The organism is Neorhizobium phenanthreniclasticum (assembly GCF_040066075.1).
Lineage (GTDB): Bacteria > Pseudomonadota > Alphaproteobacteria > Rhizobiales > Rhizobiaceae > Neorhizobium > Neorhizobium petrolearium.
On record NZ_JBEAAL010000011.1, the window covers coordinates 213,262 to 233,122 of the forward strand.

Below are 19,861 nucleotides of genomic sequence, written 5' to 3' on the forward strand. Positions count from 1 at the left end.
CTACCATTCCACACCGATCTTGCCGAAATGACCGCCGCTCATCTCATAGCGGAAGGCATCGGCCAGCTTTTCCAGCGGAAACACCTTGTCGATGACCGGCCTGAACAGGCCGCAGTCGAGCGCGCGGACAAAATCCTGCTGCTGGCGGCGGCTGCCGACGAGGATGCCGGAAAGCGTCGCCTGCCTGCTGGCGAGGGCTGCGGTCGGCACCTCGCCGCGTATGCCGGTCAAGACGCCGATCATGGTGATGCTGCCGCCCATCCTGACCGCCTGGATCGATTGCGCGAGCGTGCCCGGACCGCCCACTTCCACCACATGGTCGACGCCGCGGCCATCGGTCCAGTCGAAGACCTTTTTGCCCCAGTCGGCATGCTCCTTGTAGTTCACCGTAAATTCGGCGCCGAGTTCTTTCGCCCGTTCCAGCTTTTCATCCGAAGACGACGTGATCGCCACCCTTGCGCCCATGGCGCGGGCAATCTGCAGCGCATAGATCGAGACGCCGCCCGTGCCGAGCGCGAGCACCGTGTCGCCGGCCTTCAGCCTGCCGATTTCGACCAGCGCCCGCCAGGCGGTCAAACCGGCGGTGGTGATCGTCGCCGCCTCCACATGGCTGAACCCTTTGGGCGCCAGCGTGAAGGCGGTTGCCGGTCGCACCGCATATTCGACCGCGAACCCGTCGATGCCGTCGCCCGGCACGCGCGAAAAGCCGCCCGACGGCGGCGGACCGTCCTGCCAGTCCGGAAAGAAGCAGGAGACGACATGGTTGCCCGGCCTGAACTCCGTCACCCCTTCGCCGACCTCCTGGACCACGCCCGCGCCGTCCGCCATCAATATCCGGCCATCGGTCGGCGTCCTGCCGCTCGCGACGCCAAGATCATGAAAATTCAGCGAGCTTCCATGCAGCGCCACCCGTATCTCCCCCGGCCCCGGCCGGCCGGGATCAGGCAGATCGACAAGCTTCAGGGCATCGAGCCCGCCGGGGGCTGTGACGATGGCTTTCATGGTGGCCTCCTCCAACTTGGAAAATCTTCGGTCCCAGGTAGCGGGTGGGGTGGTGGAGGGCAAGGTTGCGGAAACACCCTCAAAACTAAGGGATGATCGTCTTTACATTCTATGTGAAATTAAAAGGGGAGTTAGAGGGGGAAAAATTGATACTTCTTATCACTGAAGTTACTGAAATGAGTTCCGGAAACTTCTGCGTAGCGGGATGGGATCAACAGAACCAGCGAATGGTTCGGCCTTTGCCAGCCGGGAGCAATTGGACGTTAGGACTCTTAACGCAATTTGGGGTCGCACCTGGCGCAACGATAGAGTTTCTTCCGTCGCAAATGCATCTTAACGGGGTTTTCCCCCATTGCACAGAAGATACGTCGGTAGATATTGCTCACACTGTTAATTTGAATGGAATGCCGCCTAATTGGTCCGCTGCAGGAATGCCACCGCTCTATCCAACGGTGGCCTTGGCGTTTGGCGGAAACGTCGCCCATAACAGTCAATGGAACGGTATCTGCCAAGGAGTTTATGTACCTGTAGGCACTCTTGTAAACTCGCTCTCCGCGATAAGTATTTCGCGAAATTCCATCGTGTTTATAGAGGAGTTTGATAACATTACAGGTGTAATGAAATTAAAGGCGGTGGTGAATGATGGCACGTTACGTTATAAGCTGGCGGTGAGTAGCGCGTTGCTAAAAAGCGCCTGGCGTAACGGCGGATTGCCTCTACTTCAAAATTCTCTACCGCCTGGGCCGAGATTTTGTATCAGGCTAGGATTGGCCCGGGCGTTTGATAACCCACCATCAAGATGTTACATGATGGTAAATGGAGTGCACTAGCCATGCGTCATATCGAGTCGAATATGATTTGGACGATCGGTCATTCCACTCATTCTTACGAGGAGTTTCTGAGTTTGCTGCGGCGCGCGGGTATCACCGCGATCGCGGATGTGAGGACTGCGCCCTATTCGCGCCATTTCAGCCAGTTCAATCAGGATGCCCTCAAGAAAGAGTTGCGGCTTGACGGCATCGCCTACTCGTTCCTAGGAGACGAGTTGGGAGGTCGACCCAAGGGCAGCAGGTATTACTGCGATGGTGTGGCGGATTACGAAGAGATGGCCCGTGCCGATGAATTTAAGAAGGGGCTGGATCGCGTCATGGAGGGAGCCACGAAATACCGTATTGCCCTCATGTGCTCCGAGCATGATCCCTTGGATTGCCATAGATGCCTGCTGGTCGGCAGGGCTCTTGATCAACGGGATGTCGCCGTCAGACATATTCTGACCGACGGCTCAATCGTTTCTCATCGGGAGATCGAGGAGAAGCTTCTTGCGATAACCGGATCGCAGAACGACGACCTGTTCCTTCTTCCGAAGGAAAGGTTGACAAACGCATATCGTCGAAGATCGCTTAAGGTGGCCTATGCTGAGCCAGCTTTGGCGAGCAGCGCCTGATGTTCTGATCTATGACAAGAATAGATATTTCGACAATCGGTTTCACCAAGACGTCAGCTGAAAACTTCTTCGAGCGCCTGCTAAAGGCCGGCGTCAGGAAGGTGATCGATGTCCGTCTTCACAACACGTCGCAACTCGCAGGTTTTGCCAAGGCCGAAGACTTGGCCTATTTCCTGAAGAAGGTAGGCGGGATCGACTATATGCATCAGCCGCTGCTTGCACCGACTTATGATATTCTCAACGCCTTCAAGAAGCAGAAGGGCGATTGGAATGTCTATCAGCGGCGATTTCTGAGCCTAATGGCCGAACGGGATATCGAGAGCCGATTAAAACCGGACCTCCTGAGCGGGGCCTGCCTGCTTTGTTCGGAAGACAAGCCGCACCACTGCCATCGGCGGCTTGTCTGCGAGTACCTAAATGACAAATGGGATGGCCGGCTCGTAGTTAAGCATCTCTGACGATCAACTCATACCCGCTCCACAAACCCCTCAAGCACCCGTTTCTGCCCGGCCCGGTCAAAATCGATCGTCAGCTTATTCCCCTCGATCGCCGCGATATTGCCGTTGCCGAACTTGATGTGGAATACCCGGTCGCCGACGGAGAATTGCGAGGGGGTTTCGGTGGTGGATTTCGCCACCAGTTCGCCCTCGATGGTGCGGCTGCGCGGGCCGCTTTCGCCGTAGCCGATGCGTTCCACCGCGTGGCCGGAGCGGGTGCCCCAGTTGTCGCGGGTCGCGTCGGTCTTGTTCTGTTGGGCGCGTTTCCAGCCGGGGGTCGAGTAGGTGTTGGCGAAGGGATCGGCCTTGTCGAAGCGCGATTGGCCGTAACCACCGCGTCCGCCGCCATATCCCCCGTAATTCGTATCGGCGACGGCGACGTCCACATGCATCTGCGGCAGTTCGTCGAGGAAGCGTGACGGCATGGTGGATTGCCACAGCCCGTGGATGCGGCGGTTGGAGACGAACCAGATATGGCAGCGCCGCTTGGCGCGGGTAATCCCCACATAGGCGAGGCGGCGTTCCTCCTCCAGCCCTGCGCGGCCGCCTTCGTCGAGCGCCCGCTGATGGGGAAAAAGGCCTTCCTCCCAGCCGGGCAGGAAGACCGTTTCGAATTCGAGCCCCTTGGCGGAATGCAGCGTCATGATCGACACCGCATCCATATCCTCGTTCTGCTCGGCATCCATGACCAGCGACACGTGTTCCAGAAAGCCGCGCATCGACTCGAAGGCTTCCATCGAGCGGATCAGTTCCTTGAGGTTTTCGAGCCGGCCCGGCGCTTCGGCGGATTTGTCGTTCTTCCACATGTCCGTATAGCCGGACTCTTCGAGGATCTGCTCGGAAAGTTCGATATGCGGCGTGTTCTCAAGCTTCTGGCTCCAGTTCCGGAAGCTTTGCACCACGTCGAACAGGGCCTTGCGCGCCTTGGGCTTCAGTTCGTCCGTCTCGATGATATCCGCGGCAGCCTGGAGCATCGGGATATCGCGGGCGCGGGCATAGTCGTGCAGATAGCGCACGGTCGTATCGCCCAGGCCCCGCTTCGGCGTGTTGATGATGCGCTCGAAGGCGAGATCGTCGGCCGGCTGGCAGACGAGGCGGAAATAGGCCATGGCGTCGCGAATTTCCATCCGTTCGTAGAAGCGCGGGCCGCCGATGACGCGGTAGTTGAGGCCGAGCGTCACGAACCGGTCTTCGAATTCGCGCATCTGGAAGGAGGCGCGCACGAGGATCGCCATGTCGTTCAGCGCATGCTTTTTCCCGTCGGAATCGCCGCGCTGCAGCCGTTCGATCTCCTCGCCGACGGCGCGGGCTTCCTCTTCGGAATCCCAGGCGGCATGCACGATCACCTTCTCGTCGTCGGGGTTCACCCGGTCGGTGAACAGCGTCTTGCCGAGGCGGCCTTCGTTATGGGCGATCAGACGGCCGGCGGCGCCGAGAATATGTTCGGTGGAACGGTAGTTGCGCTCCAGCTTGATCACCCTGGCGCCCGGAAAATCCTTCTCGAAGCGCAGGATATTGTCCACCTCCGCGCCGCGCCAGCCATAGATCGACTGGTCGTCGTCGCCGACACAGCAGACGTTCTGGGGCACGCCCTTCGGCCGCTGCGCGAGCAGGCGCAGCCACATGTATTGTGCGGTGTTGGTATCCTGATACTCGTCGACGAGGATATAGCGGAACCTGTTGTGGTAATCTTTCAGGATATCCGGGTTCTGGCGGAAGATCGCGATCGGATGCAGCAAAAGGTCGCCGAAGTCGCAGGCGTTCAGCGTTTTGAGCCGCGCCTGATAGGCGGCGTAGAGCTCGCGGCCCTTGCCGTTCGCGAAGGCCCGCGCATCGCCTTCGGGGATATCGGCGGGCAGCAGGCCCTTGTTCTTCCAAGTGTCGATCATGCCGGCGAACTGCCGGGCCGGCCAGCGCTTGTCGTCGAGCCCTTCCGCCTGGATGAGCTGCTTGATGAGGCGGATGACGTCGTCCGTGTCGAGAATGGTGAAGTCGGAGCGGAGCCCTGCGAGTTCCGCGTGGCGGCGCAGGAGCTTCACGCCGATCGAATGGAAAGTGCCGAGCCAGGGCATGCCTTCCACCGCGCCGCCGACGAGCACGCCGATGCGCTCCTTCATCTCGCGGGCCGCCTTGTTGGTGAAGGTGACGGCCAATATCTGCGAGGGGAAGGCCCGGCCTGTCTCAAGGATATGCGCGATGCGTGTCGTCAGTACCCGCGTCTTGCCGGTGCCCGCGCCCGCGAGCACGAGGACGGGGCCGTCCAGCGTCTCGACCGCTTCGCGCTGCTCCGGGTTGAGGCCTGACAGATAATCGGGGGCGCGATGCTGATCCCGGGCGGCCATGGCGCGCGCTGCGATGCCGAGCCCGGCATTTCCCGCAGGCGGCGGGGCAGGCGCCTTGCGCGGCGCCGGTTCGGGCTCCTCGTCGAAAAACGGGATGTCGTCGAAACTGTTACTCATGCGGCCAATGTAATGATTCGGACCTGAAAGACCAGAAAATGTTCCTCTTTTATTCCTAGTCTCTCCATAAGTCCCGGCTAAATTGTGGAGTGGCGGGTCGCTGCTCCGTCAGAAAACCGCAATTCGGGGGGCGTCATGTATGCATCCGATCTAACAAACCCGTGAGATTTCGTGAGGTTACATTTCCGTAAGGTACGGAATCTCCCATTGCCTGTGCACATGCAAAAAAGGATACTTGCTCTGGAAATTGGAATGCGCGCCACCCGGAGACCTGAATGCGGATTTGGAAACAGCTTCTGCTGAGTATCGTGATTCTGGCCGGAGCCTTGTGTCTATGGGTATTCATGGTCCCGAGCGCCGGTGAGATCCTTGCGAAGATGGGCGTCCCGGGGCAGGTGGTGGCTGCGATCCGTCCCGAACAGGCGAAATCCGCGTCGCAGGGTGCAGGCGGCGGTAATGCTGCAGCGCAGCAGCCGGGCCGGAGCGGCCAGGGTGCCGGCGGACAGCGCGGCCAGGGCGGCGGCAACCGCCCGACCATGGTGGTCGCCGAGCCGGTTTCGACCGGCACCGTCAACGACCGCCTGTCGGCGATCGGCAGCGGCGAGGCGATCCAGTCCGTCATCGTCATGCCGCAGGCCTCCGGTACGATCCATGAGATCATGGTCGCGTCCGGTCAGAAGGTCGTGAAGGGCCAGGTGCTTGCCCGCCTCGACGACGACGAACAGATGATCGAGCGCGATAAGGCAGAGGTGGCGCTCAGGAGCGCCCAGGAGAAATCCGTCTCCTACAAGAACCTGCAGTCGGTCTCCCGCCTCGACGTGTTCGATGCGCAGATCGCCGAAGAGGCGGCGAAGCTTGCCCTTTCCACTGCTGAACTCAATCTGAAGCGTCGCGATATCGCAGCGCCGATCGACGGGATTGCGGGCATCGTCGCGGTCAATATCGGCGACAATGTCACGACGCAGACCAATGTCGTCACCATCGACGACCGGTCGGCGATCCTCGTCGATTTCTGGGCGCCCGAGCGTTTCGCCATCGCCATCGAGCCGAACCAGCCGGTCGAGGCGAGCTCGATCGCCAGACCGGGCCGGATCTTTTCCGGCAAGGTGGAAGCAATCGACAACCGCGTCGATCCTGCAAGCCGCACGATGCGCATCCGCGCCCGCGTCGAAAATCCGGGCGACGTGCTGCGTGCCGGCATGTCCTTCAGCGTCAGCATGCGTTTTGTGGGCGAGACCTATCCGGCCGTCGATCCGCTGGCCATCCAGTGGGACGGTGAAGGCTCCTACGTCTGGCAGATCAAGGACGGTAAGTCGGTCAAGACCCGGGTGCGCGTCGTGCAGCGCAATCCCGATGCGGTTCTCGTGGAAGCTCAGCTCAACGAAGGTGACATGGTCGTGACGGAAGGCCTGCAGCGCGTGAGGGAAGGGGCGCCCGTGCGCATCTTCGGCACGCCGGAAACGGCCGAGGTGGCGCGCCAATGAAGATCGAAATCCCGAGCTTTGGTCACGACAGGCAAGCGCATTCAGGCGACGGCAAATCCAGCCAGACGTTTACGGCGCTCTTTGTGAGGCGGCCGATCCTGGCTGCGGTCCTCAATACGCTGCTCGTCGTCGCGGGCCTTGCGGCGCTCGCGGGCGTCGAAGTGCGCGAACTGCCGGATGTCGACCGGCCGATCATCACCGTGCAGACCAATTATGACGGCGCCTCGCCGCAGACCATGGACCAGGAGGTCACCCAGGTCATCGAGGGGGCCGTCGCCCGTGTCAGCGGCCTCAAGGCGCTTTCCTCGCAGTCGCAGTTCGGTTCGAGCCGGGTGACGATGGAGTTTAACGATTCCGTCGATCTTTCGGACGCGGCGAACGACGCGCGCGATGCGGTCGGTCGCATCGCGAACCAGCTCCCGGACGACGCCGACGAACCGCGCATCGTCAAGGCGGATGCCGATTCGGATGCGATCATGCGTCTGGCGGTCACCTCGTCCAAGCTGTCGATGGAGGATCTGACCCAGTTGGTTGACAACGAGATCGTCGACCGGCTGGCTGCGGTCGAAGGCGTTGCCGACGTCCAGCTTTACGGCGATCAGGACAAGGTATTCCGCGTGGACGTGAACCAGGCGGCGCTCGCCGGGCGCGGGCTGACCGTTGCGGATGTCTCCGAGGCTCTGGAAAGCGCGGCGCTCGACGTGCCGGCAGGTTCCCTCAAGAGCACGACGCAGGACATCGTGGTACGCACCACGGCCAGTCTCACGACGCCCAGGGATTTTGAAAACGTGCTGATTGCGCCGAACATCCGGGTTTCGGATGTGGCGACCGTTTCGCTCGGTCCGGACGACGGATCCACGGTGCTGCGGTCGAACGGCGTGCAAGGCATCGGCCTTGGCATCATCCGCCAGGCGCAGTCGAATACGCTCAATATTTCCGACGGCGTGAAGAGCGCGGTGGCGGAACTGCAGAAGACGCTGCCGGAAGGGACGCGCATCGCGATCACCAGTGACGACGCGCTCTTCATCGAAGGTGCGCTGCACGAAGTGGAGATCGCGCTCATCCTGTCGGCGACGGTGGTCGTGGCGGTCATCTATCTCTTCCTGCGCGACTGGCGTGCGACGCTCATTCCGGCGCTGACGATGCCGGTGGCGCTGATCGGCACGCTGGTTGCGATCTATCTCGTCGGTTTCTCGATCAACATCCTGACGCTGCTGGCGATCGTCCTTGCGACAGGTCTCGTCGTCGACGACGCGATCGTGGTGCTGGAGAATATCGTCCGGCGACGAATGGAAGGCATGGGACCGCGGGCTGCCGCCGTGCTCGGCACGCAGGAAGTGTTCTTCGCGGTCATTGCGACGACCGCGACGCTTGCAGCCGTCTTCATCCCGCTGTCCTTCCTTCCCGGTCAGATCGGCGGACTGTTCAAGGAATTCGGCTTCGTGCTTGCCTTCTCGGTCGCGTTGTCCTCGGTCACGGCTCTCACCCTTTGCCCGATGCTGGCGTCGCGCATGCTCACAAGGCCGATGAAGGAGGAGCACGGCCTGCTTGGCGTGTTCGGCAGTGCGTTTGCCCGCGTCTATGCCTCCGCCCTTCGTTTTTGCCTGAATGCGCCGCTGGTCGTCATTATTGTCTCGGCGATCTTTGCGTTCGCCGCCTATCACGTCTTCGGCCAGGTCAAGAGCGAACTGACACCGCGCGAGGACCGCGCTTCGATCATGCTGCGGCTGACCGCCCCGCAGGGCGTGAGCCTGGATTTCACCCGCGACCAGATGCAGCGTGTCGAGGAGAACCTGAAGCCGCTGCTGGACGCAGGCGAGATCGCCAATATTTTTTCGATCTCCGGCTTCAACAACAACAAGAACAGCGGTTTCATGGTGCTGACGCTTGCCCCCTGGGACGAGCGCGCCCGGACCCAGGACCAGATCGCCGCGGATGTGAATGCGGCAGCGCTCCGCGTCCCGGCGCTGCGCGGTTTCACGATGCAGTCGAACAGCCTCAAGATCCGCGGCGCCGGCAACGGCCTGCAGATGGCGCTGGTCGGCAATGACTATGATCTGCTCACCTCAACTGCGATGAAACTGGTGTCGCAGATGGAGCAGAGCCCCCTGTTCGACACGCCGCGCCTCACCAACGAGCCGACCCAGGCGCAGCTTTCCGTCGCGATAGACCGTGAACGTGCCTCCGACCTCGGCATCGACATCACCGGACTGTCGACGGCCATGCAGTCGCTCCTGGAAGGGCGGTCCGTGGTCGATGTCTTCGTCAACGGCGATGCGCTGCCGGTCAAGCTCACCTCCACCACCCGGCCGCTCGATGATCCGACCGATCTTGAAAATCTTTTCCTGAAAACCGGTGACGGCAAGATCGTGCCCATGTCGACCATAGCGTCCCTGAAGGAGGGGGCCGTGGCGCCGCAGCTGAACCGGGAGCAGCAGCTTGCCTCGGTGTCGATCTCTTCCGGCCTGCGTGACGGCGTTGCGCTCGGCGATGCGGTCAAGGAGATGACCGCGCTCGCCCAGCCGCTCCTGCCGTCGGGCGTCCGGCTGATGCCGATGGCGGAAGCCAAGACGCTCGGCGAGAATTCGAACGCCATGCTGCTCACCTTCGGTTTTGCGATCGCCATCATCTTCCTGGTGCTCGCCGCCCAGTTCGAAAGCGTGCTGTCGTCGCTGATCATCATGGCGACGGTTCCGCTCGGGCTTGCCTGCGCCGCGATCGCCTTGGTGCTGACGGGATCCAGTCTCAATGTCTACAGCCAGATCGGCCTCGTGCTGCTTGTCGGGGTGATGGCCAAGAACGGCATCCTGATCGTGGAGTTTGCAAATCAGCTGCGGGACCGCGGCGCGAATGTCCGCGATGCGATCGAAACGGCCTGCGCCCTTCGGCTGCGCCCGGTGATGATGACGATGATTGCGACGATCATCGGCGGCGTTCCGCTGGTGCTTGCGAGGGGCGCCGGCGCCGAAGCGCGTATCGCGCTCGGCTGGGTCATCGTCGGCGGCCTCGGCTTTGCCGTGCTCATCACGCTGTTCATCACGCCGGTCGCCTATCTTCTGATCGCCCGCTTCGCCAAGCCGCACATGCATGAGGAGGAGCGGTTCCACCAGGAACTCGCGCATGCCGCGCGCCGCAAGGATGATGAGGCCGGAGACGAGAAGAAGGACGAGCCGTTGCTGGCGGCCGAGTGAGGAGCGATCCTTTCACTCCCGAGCCAGCAAGCCATCCAGTTGAGCCGCCAGTTCCCCACCTGCATTCCTGTCCTCCGCCACCTTCCGGTAAAGCCCGGCCATTCCCCTGAAGATGAGGGAGGCGGGGTCGTCTTCACCGAGGAAGGCGGCGATCTCCTCCATTTCCGCCACCCAGCGATAGGCCTTGGGATACATGTCGGGAATGCCGAGCGAGAGTTTCCGGTTGAGATCGGGCGCGCTGTCTGCGAGTTCGCCCTTCAGACTCTGGTCCGCGCCGGAGCGGATGGCGGCGAGCATCATCGCCGTACCGAGGCCGATGACGCCCTTGTTGATGCCTCCGTAACACATTTTCAGCGCCGAAGCGGCGCCGAGCGGTCCGTCGATACGGCGTATGTCGAGCCCGCGTCCGGCGAGAATTCCGCTCCTGTTTCCGGCATCGCCGCTCACATAGAGTTTCGTGCCGTCATAACCCGGTTTCGGCGGCATTCCGATGATCGAGCCGTCCAGCACCTCTGCATGCTGCGGATCGAAGCGCTTCGCGACTTCGCCCATTGTCTTCGGGGAAATGGCGTTGCAGTCCATGAATGTGATCCGCTTCCCGTGCCCTGCGGCCACCGCTGCCAGTTTCTCGGCGACGGAGACGGCTTCGGCCGGCGGCACGATCGAGAGGATGATGTCCGCCGCGACCATTTCCTCGAGGCTGGCGGGCCGCATGCCGGCGGCTTCCGCCCGTTCCCGGGTCGCAGGCGAACGGCCTTCGAGATAGGTCAGCACTGTTGCGCCGCCTTCGACCAGCCTCCGGCCGATCCCTGCTCCCATCGCACCGGCGCCAAAGATCGCGATCACTGCCATTGCCATAGCTCCCGGAGAATGAAGGACGATGGATCCGGTTTAGAGCATTTCTCCACAATCCGGTAGCAGAAACCCCGGCAGTAGTTCCGGACCCATTGCGGGTGTCAGCCCTCTTGTGCCGCTCTCGCCAGGCCGTGTTCCACCAGCCGGTCGATGATTTCCGGATAGCTGATCCCGCTTGCCTCCATCGCCTTCGAATACATGCTGATGTCGGTGAAGCCCGGAATGGTGTTCACCTCGTTGACGAGGAAACGCATGTCCTCCATCAGGAAGAAATCGACGCGCGCCATGCCGTCGCAGCCGAGTGCGCGGAAGGCGCGGGCCGCCATCTCGCGGATACTGCTCTCGACCTCCGGAGGAAGCTCAGCCGGCACCTTCAGCGCCGCGCCATTCTCGTCGATATACTTGGCGTTATAGCTGTAGAAGCCATGGCTTTCGGCGGGCACGATCTCGCCGGGACGGGAGACGAAGAGGCCGCCTTTGGTATCTTCCAGCACACTGCATTCGATCTCGCGCCCGGCGATGAACTCTTCGGCGAGCAGCTTGCGGTCATGCCCCAACGCCTCGGCAAGCGCCGGCGCGAATTCCTGGCTGCCCGAAACCTTGCTGACGCCGACCGACGAGCCCTGCCGGGCGGGCTTGATGAAGAGCGGAAAGCCGAGCCGGGCTTCGAGTGCGTCCAGGGCGGGTGGTTCGTCCCGATCGATCGTCACCGAGCGGGCGACCGGCACTCCGGCCGCCTTCAGGAGCTGCTTGGCGATGTCCTTGTCGAGTGCTGCCGCCGAGCCGAGGATGCCGCAGCCGGCGAGCGGCACCCGCGCCACCTCCGAAAGCCCCTGGACCGCGCCGTCCTCGCCGTGCAGGCCGTGCAGGACCGGAAAGACAATGTCGATCCTGTCGCCCTCGGCGGCCTTTCCGTCGGGCCCGATCGTCAGGATGCGGCCATGTCCGCCGGGCACGAGGCAGATTTCGACACCGGTCGAAGGCCTGTCGAGCTCGCCGCCCTCGAAGCGGCTTTTCAGCCATCGCCCATTACGGGTGACGAAGACAGGCAGCGCGTCGTATTTCTGCGGATCGAGCGCCCGCATCACGTTGGTGGCCGACATGATCGAAACGTCGTGCTCGCTGGAACGGCCACCGAAGAGCACGGCGATGCGCAGTTTTGACGCGGGCGAATTCATGGGATCTCCTGAAGGATTGGGCGTGCGTCGATAGAGTTGTCGCTTGAAAGTGGCGCATTGTGGGTGGAGATTTGTTTAATTTGACGAATCCACTTTATCCTTGGCGGGTAAGCCACTTTTGGGCCATTGAAGCTCTTCCGCTGTCGGCCCATTGCGGACATGTGTCGTTGTCGAAGGATACGGCTGCTTTGCGCCCCCATTTCGGTCATAGAGGCCGTCGTTTGCGGGCCTGAAAACGGCCATCGTTCGCGATGAAGTCTCGTCGCGTTTGCGCCAATACAAGACGTGCCCTCACGCGTTGATGAAGGACCTGCTTCGATCCCATTACCGTCGTTCAACGCTCATTCGCAGTCTCGTCAAAGAGGCCATTCGTCGTCATCGGGCTATGCCATAAACGCGCGCTATTCCGTTCGTTACTTCGCCCCTGCGCCATACTTCAAAGCTGCCATCTAAAGAACATGCACTGGATCTGCTTTACGAGAGAGTTTCACTGTGCTCGTCTGCCATTCACGTTGCGGTGCTGGAGTCCGTCGATAGGGGTAGTTCGAAGACGTAACAAATTACGCCTGGCCATAAGGGGGGGAGGATGGAAGACGAATATCGGCAGTGGGGGACGAAAGAGGGCGGCGGTTTCAACGAGCTAACACTCGCATATAAGCATAATCCCACGATGGAGACCTACCTGGCCTTGCGTCGAGCCCATCCGGATGCAGAAATCGAAATCTCCGCTTCACGAGGGCTCGATACATTATTCCGAATTGAACAAGAACTGCAAAAGCACGGGTTTGACCCCTCCGACATTGCTGCGATTCTCGATGCGGACCATGAGGCGATCAGCAAGGTTTCTTTACAATGCATGGAAAAGCTTATCGCCGCCAAAGAACTCGCGGCCAAGGGTGAGACTCACTTAGTTGGACGAGGAATGGCGGTGCCGCTCGCTCTTATTGACTGGATAATCATAGTCGCTCTCGATGGAATGAGTTGGACCGAACAATTGGAGATTCCTCGCGATCTGATCGTTCTAATCCAAAATCGCTTGGGAGGGATTCAGGGGAAATACTATCGGAACAGCGAGTTACGTGAGCGGAAGCAAAATGCGCTCTTTATTGCCGGGCAGATGCTCGCTCGCGGTGAAAAAACCGGCATTCGTCAACTTGCCCGTCTCCTCGGACTAGAGGCGAGTAGTGTCTCTCGCTGGTTCGCGGAAGGCGAGTTTGAGCGGGAATCCCAGCGATATGCGTCGTGGTTTGATGAGAACGGAAGCTTAAAGCCACTGTTGCACCGCAAATGACGTGCGCAACACCATCGTCCACGTGTAGTCTCTTCCCCAATGGAGACACCGATGAACGAAAAACGTCTAACACCTGCCAAGCCCGTCGAACAGCTTCACTTCCGGATCAATCAGGTCGAAGTTTTGGCAAGCGGACGATTTGCGATAGTGATCGTCGTTGGCGCTATTCTGTTAGCAATTCTTCTGGTCTGACGCCCCGAGCGGCGCCACTCATAGCTGGCAAAGCTCTTCGAAGAACTCGCGACCGAGAGGCAGCTTTTATAACAGTCATTACCGAAAGCTACCCTTTTGCTGTCAAGCCTGGAACATGACAATCAGCGGGGTCTGCTTACGTGATGTGGCAACTAGCTGACAGCCCCTAACCGGCCGCGTGCGGCTGCCAATCCCGACGACCACTTCCAGCGCAAAATTGTCGTCAGATATGCTCCTCCGGCGTGGTGGCATTTGTGGCCCAATTCCGCATTTCTCCGGGGCAGGGAGGGAAGCGACGTGTCGAAAATTCCACATGAAGGGTGTGTAAGGCGGGGACGACTTGGCCTCTCTCCTGAAAAATCCGGCATCCGGCTTTTCAGCTAAGATGCTGATTTTTCTTCCTCACCCGCAAGGAAAGAGGTCGGCTTCGCGTTTTTTTCATCCCCGCCCTCACGCCCCGTGCCTACAATTCCCCCGTCCCGCATCGGATACGCTGGCAGGCGTGCCAGTGAGGCGGGGCCGGCGCCGGGTGTGAGGAAACGACGTAAGTCCTTGCATTCGGGGTCCGCGGAAAATGGTCTCCCTCCGGCGACGTGGGGGCGGATGAGACGCTGTCGGGCCGACGTCTCGTTTCGCTTCCTTGCATTGGGCGCCGGGCGTGCCTGTGAGGCATTGGAGGGCGACGGGACAGCGCCATGCGGCGTCCGAGGGTTTTTCTAAACCCGGGCCGCGCGGCGCAGGTGGAAGACGTGCCTGGGGTAGTCATGGCCTGCGGCATTGTAAGTACAAGGGTGTGCATGACGCCTTCCTTTCAAGGAGGGGCGCGCCACCGTTCCCACAAACCCCGTCATCGCAGAGGGACCGGAGTCGCGGATAAAAACCGCCGAACGGGGCGCTGAGAGGTGCTACCCAAAACTAAAACTTAAGAGGCAGCTTTCAGCGCCCCGTCCGACTTTGAAAATCCGGCCATCACCAAGGGAGGATTCTGTCTTCCCGATCCGCACCGTTATTTCTGGACAAAGCCCGACCCGTGACCTAACCAATCCCCGATACGACGAGGAGAATGGTCATGGCGGTCAGGGACGTGAAGGCGGGCTTTCGCAACGAGGAAGGCATCGGCACGGTTCTCGGCATCCTGAAACAATCCTTCGGCGAACGGTTCCAGACCGGCCAGTCCTTTCGCGAGCAGCATGCGCATACGACCACCTATCTGCCGGCCCAGCTTCCGGATGGCGTCGTCTTCGTCGAGAGCGCCGAGGATGTGAAGGCGGTGGTGAAGACCTGCGCCGCCCATCGCGTGCCGGTCATTCCTTTCGGGGTCGGGTCGTCGCTGGAAGGTCAGGTCAACGCGCCGTCCGGCGGGATTTCGATCGATTTCAGCCGCATGAACAGGGTGCTTCGCGTCAGCCCCGCCGATCTCGACGTGACGGTGGAGCCCGGCATCACCCGCGAGGAGCTGAACCGGGAACTGCGCGATACCGGCCTGTTCTTCCCGATCGATCCGGGTGCGAACGCGACGATCGGCGGCATGGTGGCGACCCGCGCGTCAGGCACCAATGCGGTGCGCTACGGCACGATGAAGGACAATGTCCTGTCGCTCACGGTCGTCGCCGCCGATGGCGAGGAAATCCGCACCGCGCGGCGGGCCCGGAAATCGTCCGCGGGCTATGATCTGACCCGGCTGTTCGTCGGCTCGGAAGGCACGCTCGGCGTCATCACGTCCATCACGCTTCGCCTGCAGGGCATTCCGGAAAAGATCGGCGGCGGGGTCTGCGCCTTCCCGAGCGTCGCGGCCGCCTGCGACGCGGTCATCATGACGATCCAGATGGGCATCCCGGTCGCCCGCATCGAGCTGCTCGACGAGGTGCAGATGCGCGCCTGCAATGCCTATTCGAAGCTCTCCTATCCGGAAAAGCCGACGCTCTTCCTGGAATTCCACGGGACGGAGGAGACGGTGGCGCTGCAGTCGGCGCAGTTTTCCGAAATCGCTGCGGAATGTGGCGGCGACGAGTTCCGCTGGACGGCGAACGCGGAGGAGCGCGCAAAGCTCTGGAACGCGCGACACAATGCCTATTGGGCGAGCCGGGCGCTGGCGCCGGAGCTCGACGGCCTCTCAACCGACGTCTGCGTGCCGATCTCGCGGCTCGCCGAATGCGTCGCCGAGACCCAGGCCGACATAACCGAACAGGGCCTGCTTGCGCCGATCGTCGGTCATGCGGGCGACGGCAATTTCCACGTGCTCGTGCTCTTCGACGGCAAGGACCCCACCTCCGTCGCGAAGGTCGAGGGTTTCATCGAGCGCCTCAACCGCCGGGCGCTTGCCATGGATGGCACCTGCACCGGCGAACACGGCATCGGGCAGGGCAAGATGGCCTTTCTCGAAGAAGAGCTGGGCGGTGCCGTCGACCTGATGCGCTCCATCAAGAAGAGCCTCGATCCCGACAATATCTTCAATCCCGGCAAGATCTTCCATGCTGGCAAATGAACTCTTCCCGCAAGCTTGACTTGTCTGCCCACCCGATAAGACTAGTCTCATAGCGAGATCGGAGAAGCCGCGTTGTTTGGACGTATCCTGTTGGCCTTGAGCGGATTGGTGGTGGTGGCGCTGTTCACGGCACTGCTTGCACCGTTTTTTGTCGACTGGTCGAGCTTTCGCGTCGGTTTCGAGGAACAGGCAAGCCGCATCCTTGGAAAAAAAGTTTCCGTCCACGGGGCGGTCGATGCGCGTATACTGCCATTTCCATCCGTCACGCTGCACGATGTTCGGGTCGGCATGGATACGGATGGTCAGCCGCTGGTGCAGGTGGCGCGCTTTTCCATGGACATGGAGCTTGCGCCCTTCCTCTCCGGCGAAGCGCGCATCTTCGATATGCGCATCGAGGAACCGAGGGCGCGCATCCGGCTCCTGAAGGACGGTACGCTTGACTGGATGCGCGGCAGCCAGGCGGCGATCCCCACCCGCGTCGTCGTGATCGAGGATGTGCATGTCACCGGCGGCGAGATCGACCTCGTCGATGAACAGTCCGGCCGGTCACGGCGGATTACCGGGCTCTCAGGCGATTTTTCCGCCGCGTCTCTCCGCGGGCCCTGGCGGGGAGAGGGCGATGCGACGCTCGACGGATATGCGGCGAGGTTCAACCTTTCAAGCGGCGCGGCCGACACCGATGCCAGGCGGTTGCCGCTGCGGTTGAGGCTCTGGCCGGATGCCCAGCCGGTCGAGGTCAATCTCGACGGAGAGCTTTCGCTGGCCGACGGCAAGCCGAACTATAACGGCAATTTCACCCTCGACCTGCTGCAGGAGGAAGACGACACCGAGCCGGTCGAAGCGCCGCCACCCGGACCGCGGGTGAAGGGCGGTTTCGAACTGACCAACGAGCGCATCCGCATTCCGCAATACCGGGTGGAGATCGGCGCGACCGATAACCCTTATGTCGTGACGGGCGAGGCAACGCTCGATACCGGCGAAAAGCCGGAATTCCTGCTGACCGCCGAAGGCCAGCAGATCGATGTGAACCGCCTGGGCGAAGGGGGGCGGGCCAAGACCGGCCGCGATCCGGCTGTTTCGGCGCAGCGACGCATCAACAATTTCATCCGCATGGCCGCCTCCATCCCCATTCCGCAGGTGCCCGGCCGGGCGAGCCTCCGGCTGCCGGCTATCGTCGCCAACGACACGACGATCCGCGACATCAAGCTCGACATCCGTCCTGCCGGACGGGGCTGGGCGGTCGATAACGTGGTGGCGACCCTGCCGGGCCGCACGCAGCTCGAAGCTAAGGGCAGCCTCCTCCTGCGCGACCGGGTTTCCTTCGTCGGCGACATGCTGGTCGCCTCCAACCAACCATCCGGCCTTGCCGACTGGTTGTCCGGGCGGGTGGCGCCCGAAATCCGCCAGCTCCGGTCGGCGGGTTTTTCCGCAAGGGTCAATCTGACGCCCGAGATGCAGCGTTTTGACAACCTCGAGCTTGCGATCGGTGCGGCGACGCTCAAGGGGCGGCTGGAGCGCCAGTCGCCGCAGGCTCAGGCACCCAACCTTTCTGTGAGCCTTGCCGGCAACGAGATCGACATCGACGCCATGCGGGCGCTCGCTTCCCTGCTGACCGGCGACGATGCGGGCCAGGACGTGCTCGACCATCATATCGCGGCAACGCTTCGGGCGGACCGCTTCACGGCGTTCGGCGTCGCGGCCGACAAGGTCGACACCGCCTTCACCATGGCCGGCGGCGTATTCTCGCTCGAGCGGCTGGTGGTCGGCAATATCGAGGGCGCCACGATTTCTGCCGTGGGTAAGGTGGAAGGCTCGCTGCTTTCCTATGCCGGCAGCGGGACCCTGAACCTCCGCTCGGATGATCCGACGGCATTTCTAACCATGCTGCGCGACCGGCTGCCACCGCATCCGGCTTTGCAGCGGCTGGCGCGCAATGCCTCCTGGTTCGCGAATGCGGATCTTTCCGCCGACCTGAAGGTCGGGGGAAATGTCGCCGGAGTGGAGATCGCCCTCAAGGGAAAATCGAACGGCAGCGAGGTGAATGCCGATCTGATGCTCCCGGGCCTGTTCGACCTGACGGGCAGCGATGACATGATGCTGAACGTGTCGCTCGATAACCCCGACTCGCGGATTCTTCTGGGGCAGGCAGGCCTCGATCCTCTGCCTTTCGACGGAGACGGCGCGGGCCGGCTCGCCCTCAACCTTCGGCAGAGTTCGGCAGACCGGGCGGACGCGGACCTGTCGTTCAGGACCGGCAGGACGACCTTCGAGATGAGGGGGGACCTAAATATCCACAACGAGGGTTTCGGCGAGGGCGCCGGTCACGTGACGCTGAAAAGCGATGATCTGGAACCCTATCTTTTGATGAACGGCATCGGATTGCCGCAATTTGGAACCGGCCTGCCGGTCATGCTCGAAGCCGATGTCAGCATGACGCCGGACGCGGTGCAGGTCGCCGGTCTTCGAGGCACGTCGGCGGGCAACGGTTTCACAGGCGACATCGCCATTGACCGGAAAGCGCCGGGCATGCCGGCGACCGGGTCGCTCGACATCGATACCCTGGATCTTGCCTGGCTTGGGGAGGCGGTCTTCGGTCCGGTCAGCGATCCTCAGAATGGCGCCTTTTCCTCAAAGCCGCTGAGCCGGCCGATCTTCGGCGACCTGGATGCTGCGATCGATCTCAGGGCGAAAGCGTTCCGCACGGATGGCTTCGGCAGCATCACCGACTTCTCGGCTAGAATCACCCATCGCGCAGGCGGTGTCATCATCGAGAACGGCGTCGGCACCTGGCAGGGCGGCAAACTGGCCGGTCGCCTGATGATGTCGAACGGTGACGGTAACGGGCTTCTGCAAGTGCAGCTTGCAGCCGAAAGTACCGATCTTGCACCGCTTGTCTGGAAGGGCGGGGGTAAACCGGTTGCCAGCGGTCAACTCGATTTCGACATTTCCGCCGAATCGACCGGCAAGACCGTCGCCGAATTGCTCGAGGCCGTCAGCGGCTCGGCCGAGTTGCGGCTCAAGGGACTGGCCGTCGCGGGGATCAATCCCGACGCGCTCAAACCCTTGATGGCGGCGGCGGACAAACTCGGCGGCGAGGTGACGGAGGAGAAGATCCGGCCGCTTGTCGCCGGTCTCGTGCATCAGGGCCGCGCTGAGATCGGCGATCTGACGATTCCCGTCACGATTACGGCGGGTGAGGCGCGGGCGCAGAATATCTCTGCTGCGGTTGGTACGACGAAACTTTCCGGCGAGGGACGCTTCGATCTTCTGGAGGACGGCATGACCGCCGATCTCGCCGTCACCTACGATGCCGGCGAGGAAGGGCTTGCCGGCGGCGATCCGACCGTCCGGCTCGACTATTCGGGTGACCTTGCCAAGCCCACGCAACACATCGATGTTGGGGCGATGACCAATTTCCTGTCGCAGCGGGCCTTCGAGCAGGAGCGGCGGCGGGTCGAGGCGCTGCAGGCGAGCGTGCTGGAAAAACAGCGCCTGCGCCGCGAGGTGGCGCTTTACAATTTCCAGGCGGCCGAGCGGCAGGCGGCACGCGAGAAGGCAGAAGCGGAGGAGAAGGCACGCCGCGAAGCCGAAGAAGCCGAGCGCCAGCGTCAGGCTCAGGCCGCTGCTGCTGCAGCCCGTGCCGCCGAAGAAGAACGCCAGCGGCAGATCGGCCAGCCGCAGCTCATCGTGCCCCCGACCGACAATATCCTCCGGCAGGAGCCACCGGTCATCCCGCCGGCGGACGTGCCTGGCCTTCCGGGTGTCCAGCGCTGAACCCGCAGC

Annotated in this window: 13 protein-coding genes; 9 read left to right on the plus strand and 4 right to left on the minus strand. The window is 61.9% G+C overall.

Annotation, left to right across the window (positions count from 1 at the left end; all coding sequences use genetic code 11):
* Positions 1-1,002: a zinc-dependent alcohol dehydrogenase family protein gene (locus ABK249_RS16495; RefSeq protein WP_348863367.1), complete on the minus strand. Its 1,002-nt coding sequence runs from the start codon at positions 1,000-1,002 to the stop codon at positions 1-3.
* 92 nt (positions 1,003-1,094) lie between these two features.
* Here ABK249_RS16495 and ABK249_RS16500 point away from each other — a divergent pair, with 92 nt between their 5' ends.
* The 3 genes from ABK249_RS16500 to ABK249_RS16510 are packed head-to-tail and all read left to right on the plus strand — an operon-like array spanning position 1,095 to position 2,904.
* A complete protein-coding gene (locus ABK249_RS16500) occupies positions 1,095-1,832 on the plus strand; it encodes a hypothetical protein (protein WP_348863368.1) in 738 nt (245 codons plus the stop codon).
* 2 nt (positions 1,833-1,834) lie between these two features.
* Positions 1,835-2,446: a DUF488 domain-containing protein gene (locus ABK249_RS16505; protein ID WP_348863369.1), complete on the plus strand. Its 612-nt coding sequence runs from the start codon at positions 1,835-1,837 to the stop codon at positions 2,444-2,446.
* Positions 2,447-2,457: 11 nt separating this feature from the next.
* Positions 2,458-2,904 carry a DUF488 domain-containing protein gene (locus ABK249_RS16510; RefSeq protein ID WP_348863370.1) on the plus strand — a complete coding sequence of 149 codons (447 nt, stop codon included), beginning with the start codon at positions 2,458-2,460 and terminating at the stop codon, positions 2,902-2,904.
* 8 nt (positions 2,905-2,912) lie between these two features.
* Here the strand turns inward: ABK249_RS16510 and ABK249_RS16515 are convergent, their stop codons facing one another.
* Positions 2,913-5,402, minus strand: coding sequence for an ATP-dependent helicase (locus ABK249_RS16515; protein WP_348863371.1), 2,490 nt, complete (start codon positions 5,400-5,402; stop codon positions 2,913-2,915).
* A gap of 275 nt (positions 5,403-5,677) precedes the next feature.
* Here ABK249_RS16515 and ABK249_RS16520 point away from each other — a divergent pair, with 275 nt between their 5' ends.
* Both ABK249_RS16520 and ABK249_RS16525 read left to right on the plus strand, forming a co-directional pair.
* Entirely contained in the window at positions 5,678-6,886 is a 1,209-nt protein-coding gene (locus ABK249_RS16520) for an efflux RND transporter periplasmic adaptor subunit (protein WP_348863372.1), read from the plus strand.
* Positions 6,883-10,077, plus strand: coding sequence for an efflux RND transporter permease subunit (locus ABK249_RS16525; RefSeq protein ID WP_348863373.1), 3,195 nt, complete (start codon positions 6,883-6,885; stop codon positions 10,075-10,077). The genes ABK249_RS16520 and ABK249_RS16525 overlap by 4 nt, the downstream gene beginning before the upstream one ends.
* Positions 10,078-10,089: 12 nt before the next feature.
* Here ABK249_RS16525 and ABK249_RS16530 read toward each other — a convergent pair whose 3' ends face one another.
* Both ABK249_RS16530 and ABK249_RS16535 read right to left on the minus strand, forming a co-directional pair.
* Positions 10,090-10,929, minus strand: a complete 840-nt coding sequence (locus ABK249_RS16530) for an NAD(P)-dependent oxidoreductase (RefSeq protein ID WP_227703018.1) — start codon at positions 10,927-10,929, stop codon at positions 10,090-10,092.
* A gap of 104 nt (positions 10,930-11,033) precedes the next feature.
* Positions 11,034-12,110, minus strand: coding sequence for a D-alanine--D-alanine ligase family protein (locus tag ABK249_RS16535; protein ID WP_348863374.1), 1,077 nt, complete (start codon positions 12,108-12,110; stop codon positions 11,034-11,036).
* Between the two features lie 586 nt (positions 12,111-12,696).
* On the opposite strand from ABK249_RS16535, the gene ABK249_RS16540 reads away from it, so the two are divergent.
* From ABK249_RS16540 to ABK249_RS16555, 4 genes are all read left to right on the plus strand, one after another.
* Positions 12,697-13,401: a hypothetical protein gene (locus ABK249_RS16540; protein ID WP_348863375.1), complete on the plus strand. Its 705-nt coding sequence runs from the start codon at positions 12,697-12,699 to the stop codon at positions 13,399-13,401.
* Positions 13,402-13,452: 51 nt separating this feature from the next.
* Positions 13,453-13,593 carry a hypothetical protein gene (locus ABK249_RS16545; protein ID WP_227703012.1) on the plus strand — a complete coding sequence of 47 codons (141 nt, stop codon included), beginning with the start codon at positions 13,453-13,455 and terminating at the stop codon, positions 13,591-13,593.
* A gap of 1,069 nt (positions 13,594-14,662) precedes the next feature.
* A complete protein-coding gene (locus tag ABK249_RS16550; RefSeq protein ID WP_227703010.1) occupies positions 14,663-16,078 on the plus strand; it encodes an FAD-binding oxidoreductase in 1,416 nt (471 codons plus the stop codon).
* Positions 16,079-16,150: 72 nt separating this feature from the next.
* Positions 16,151-19,852, plus strand: coding sequence for an AsmA family protein (locus ABK249_RS16555; protein WP_348863376.1), 3,702 nt, complete (start codon positions 16,151-16,153; stop codon positions 19,850-19,852).
* Positions 19,853-19,861 lie beyond the last annotated feature (9 nt).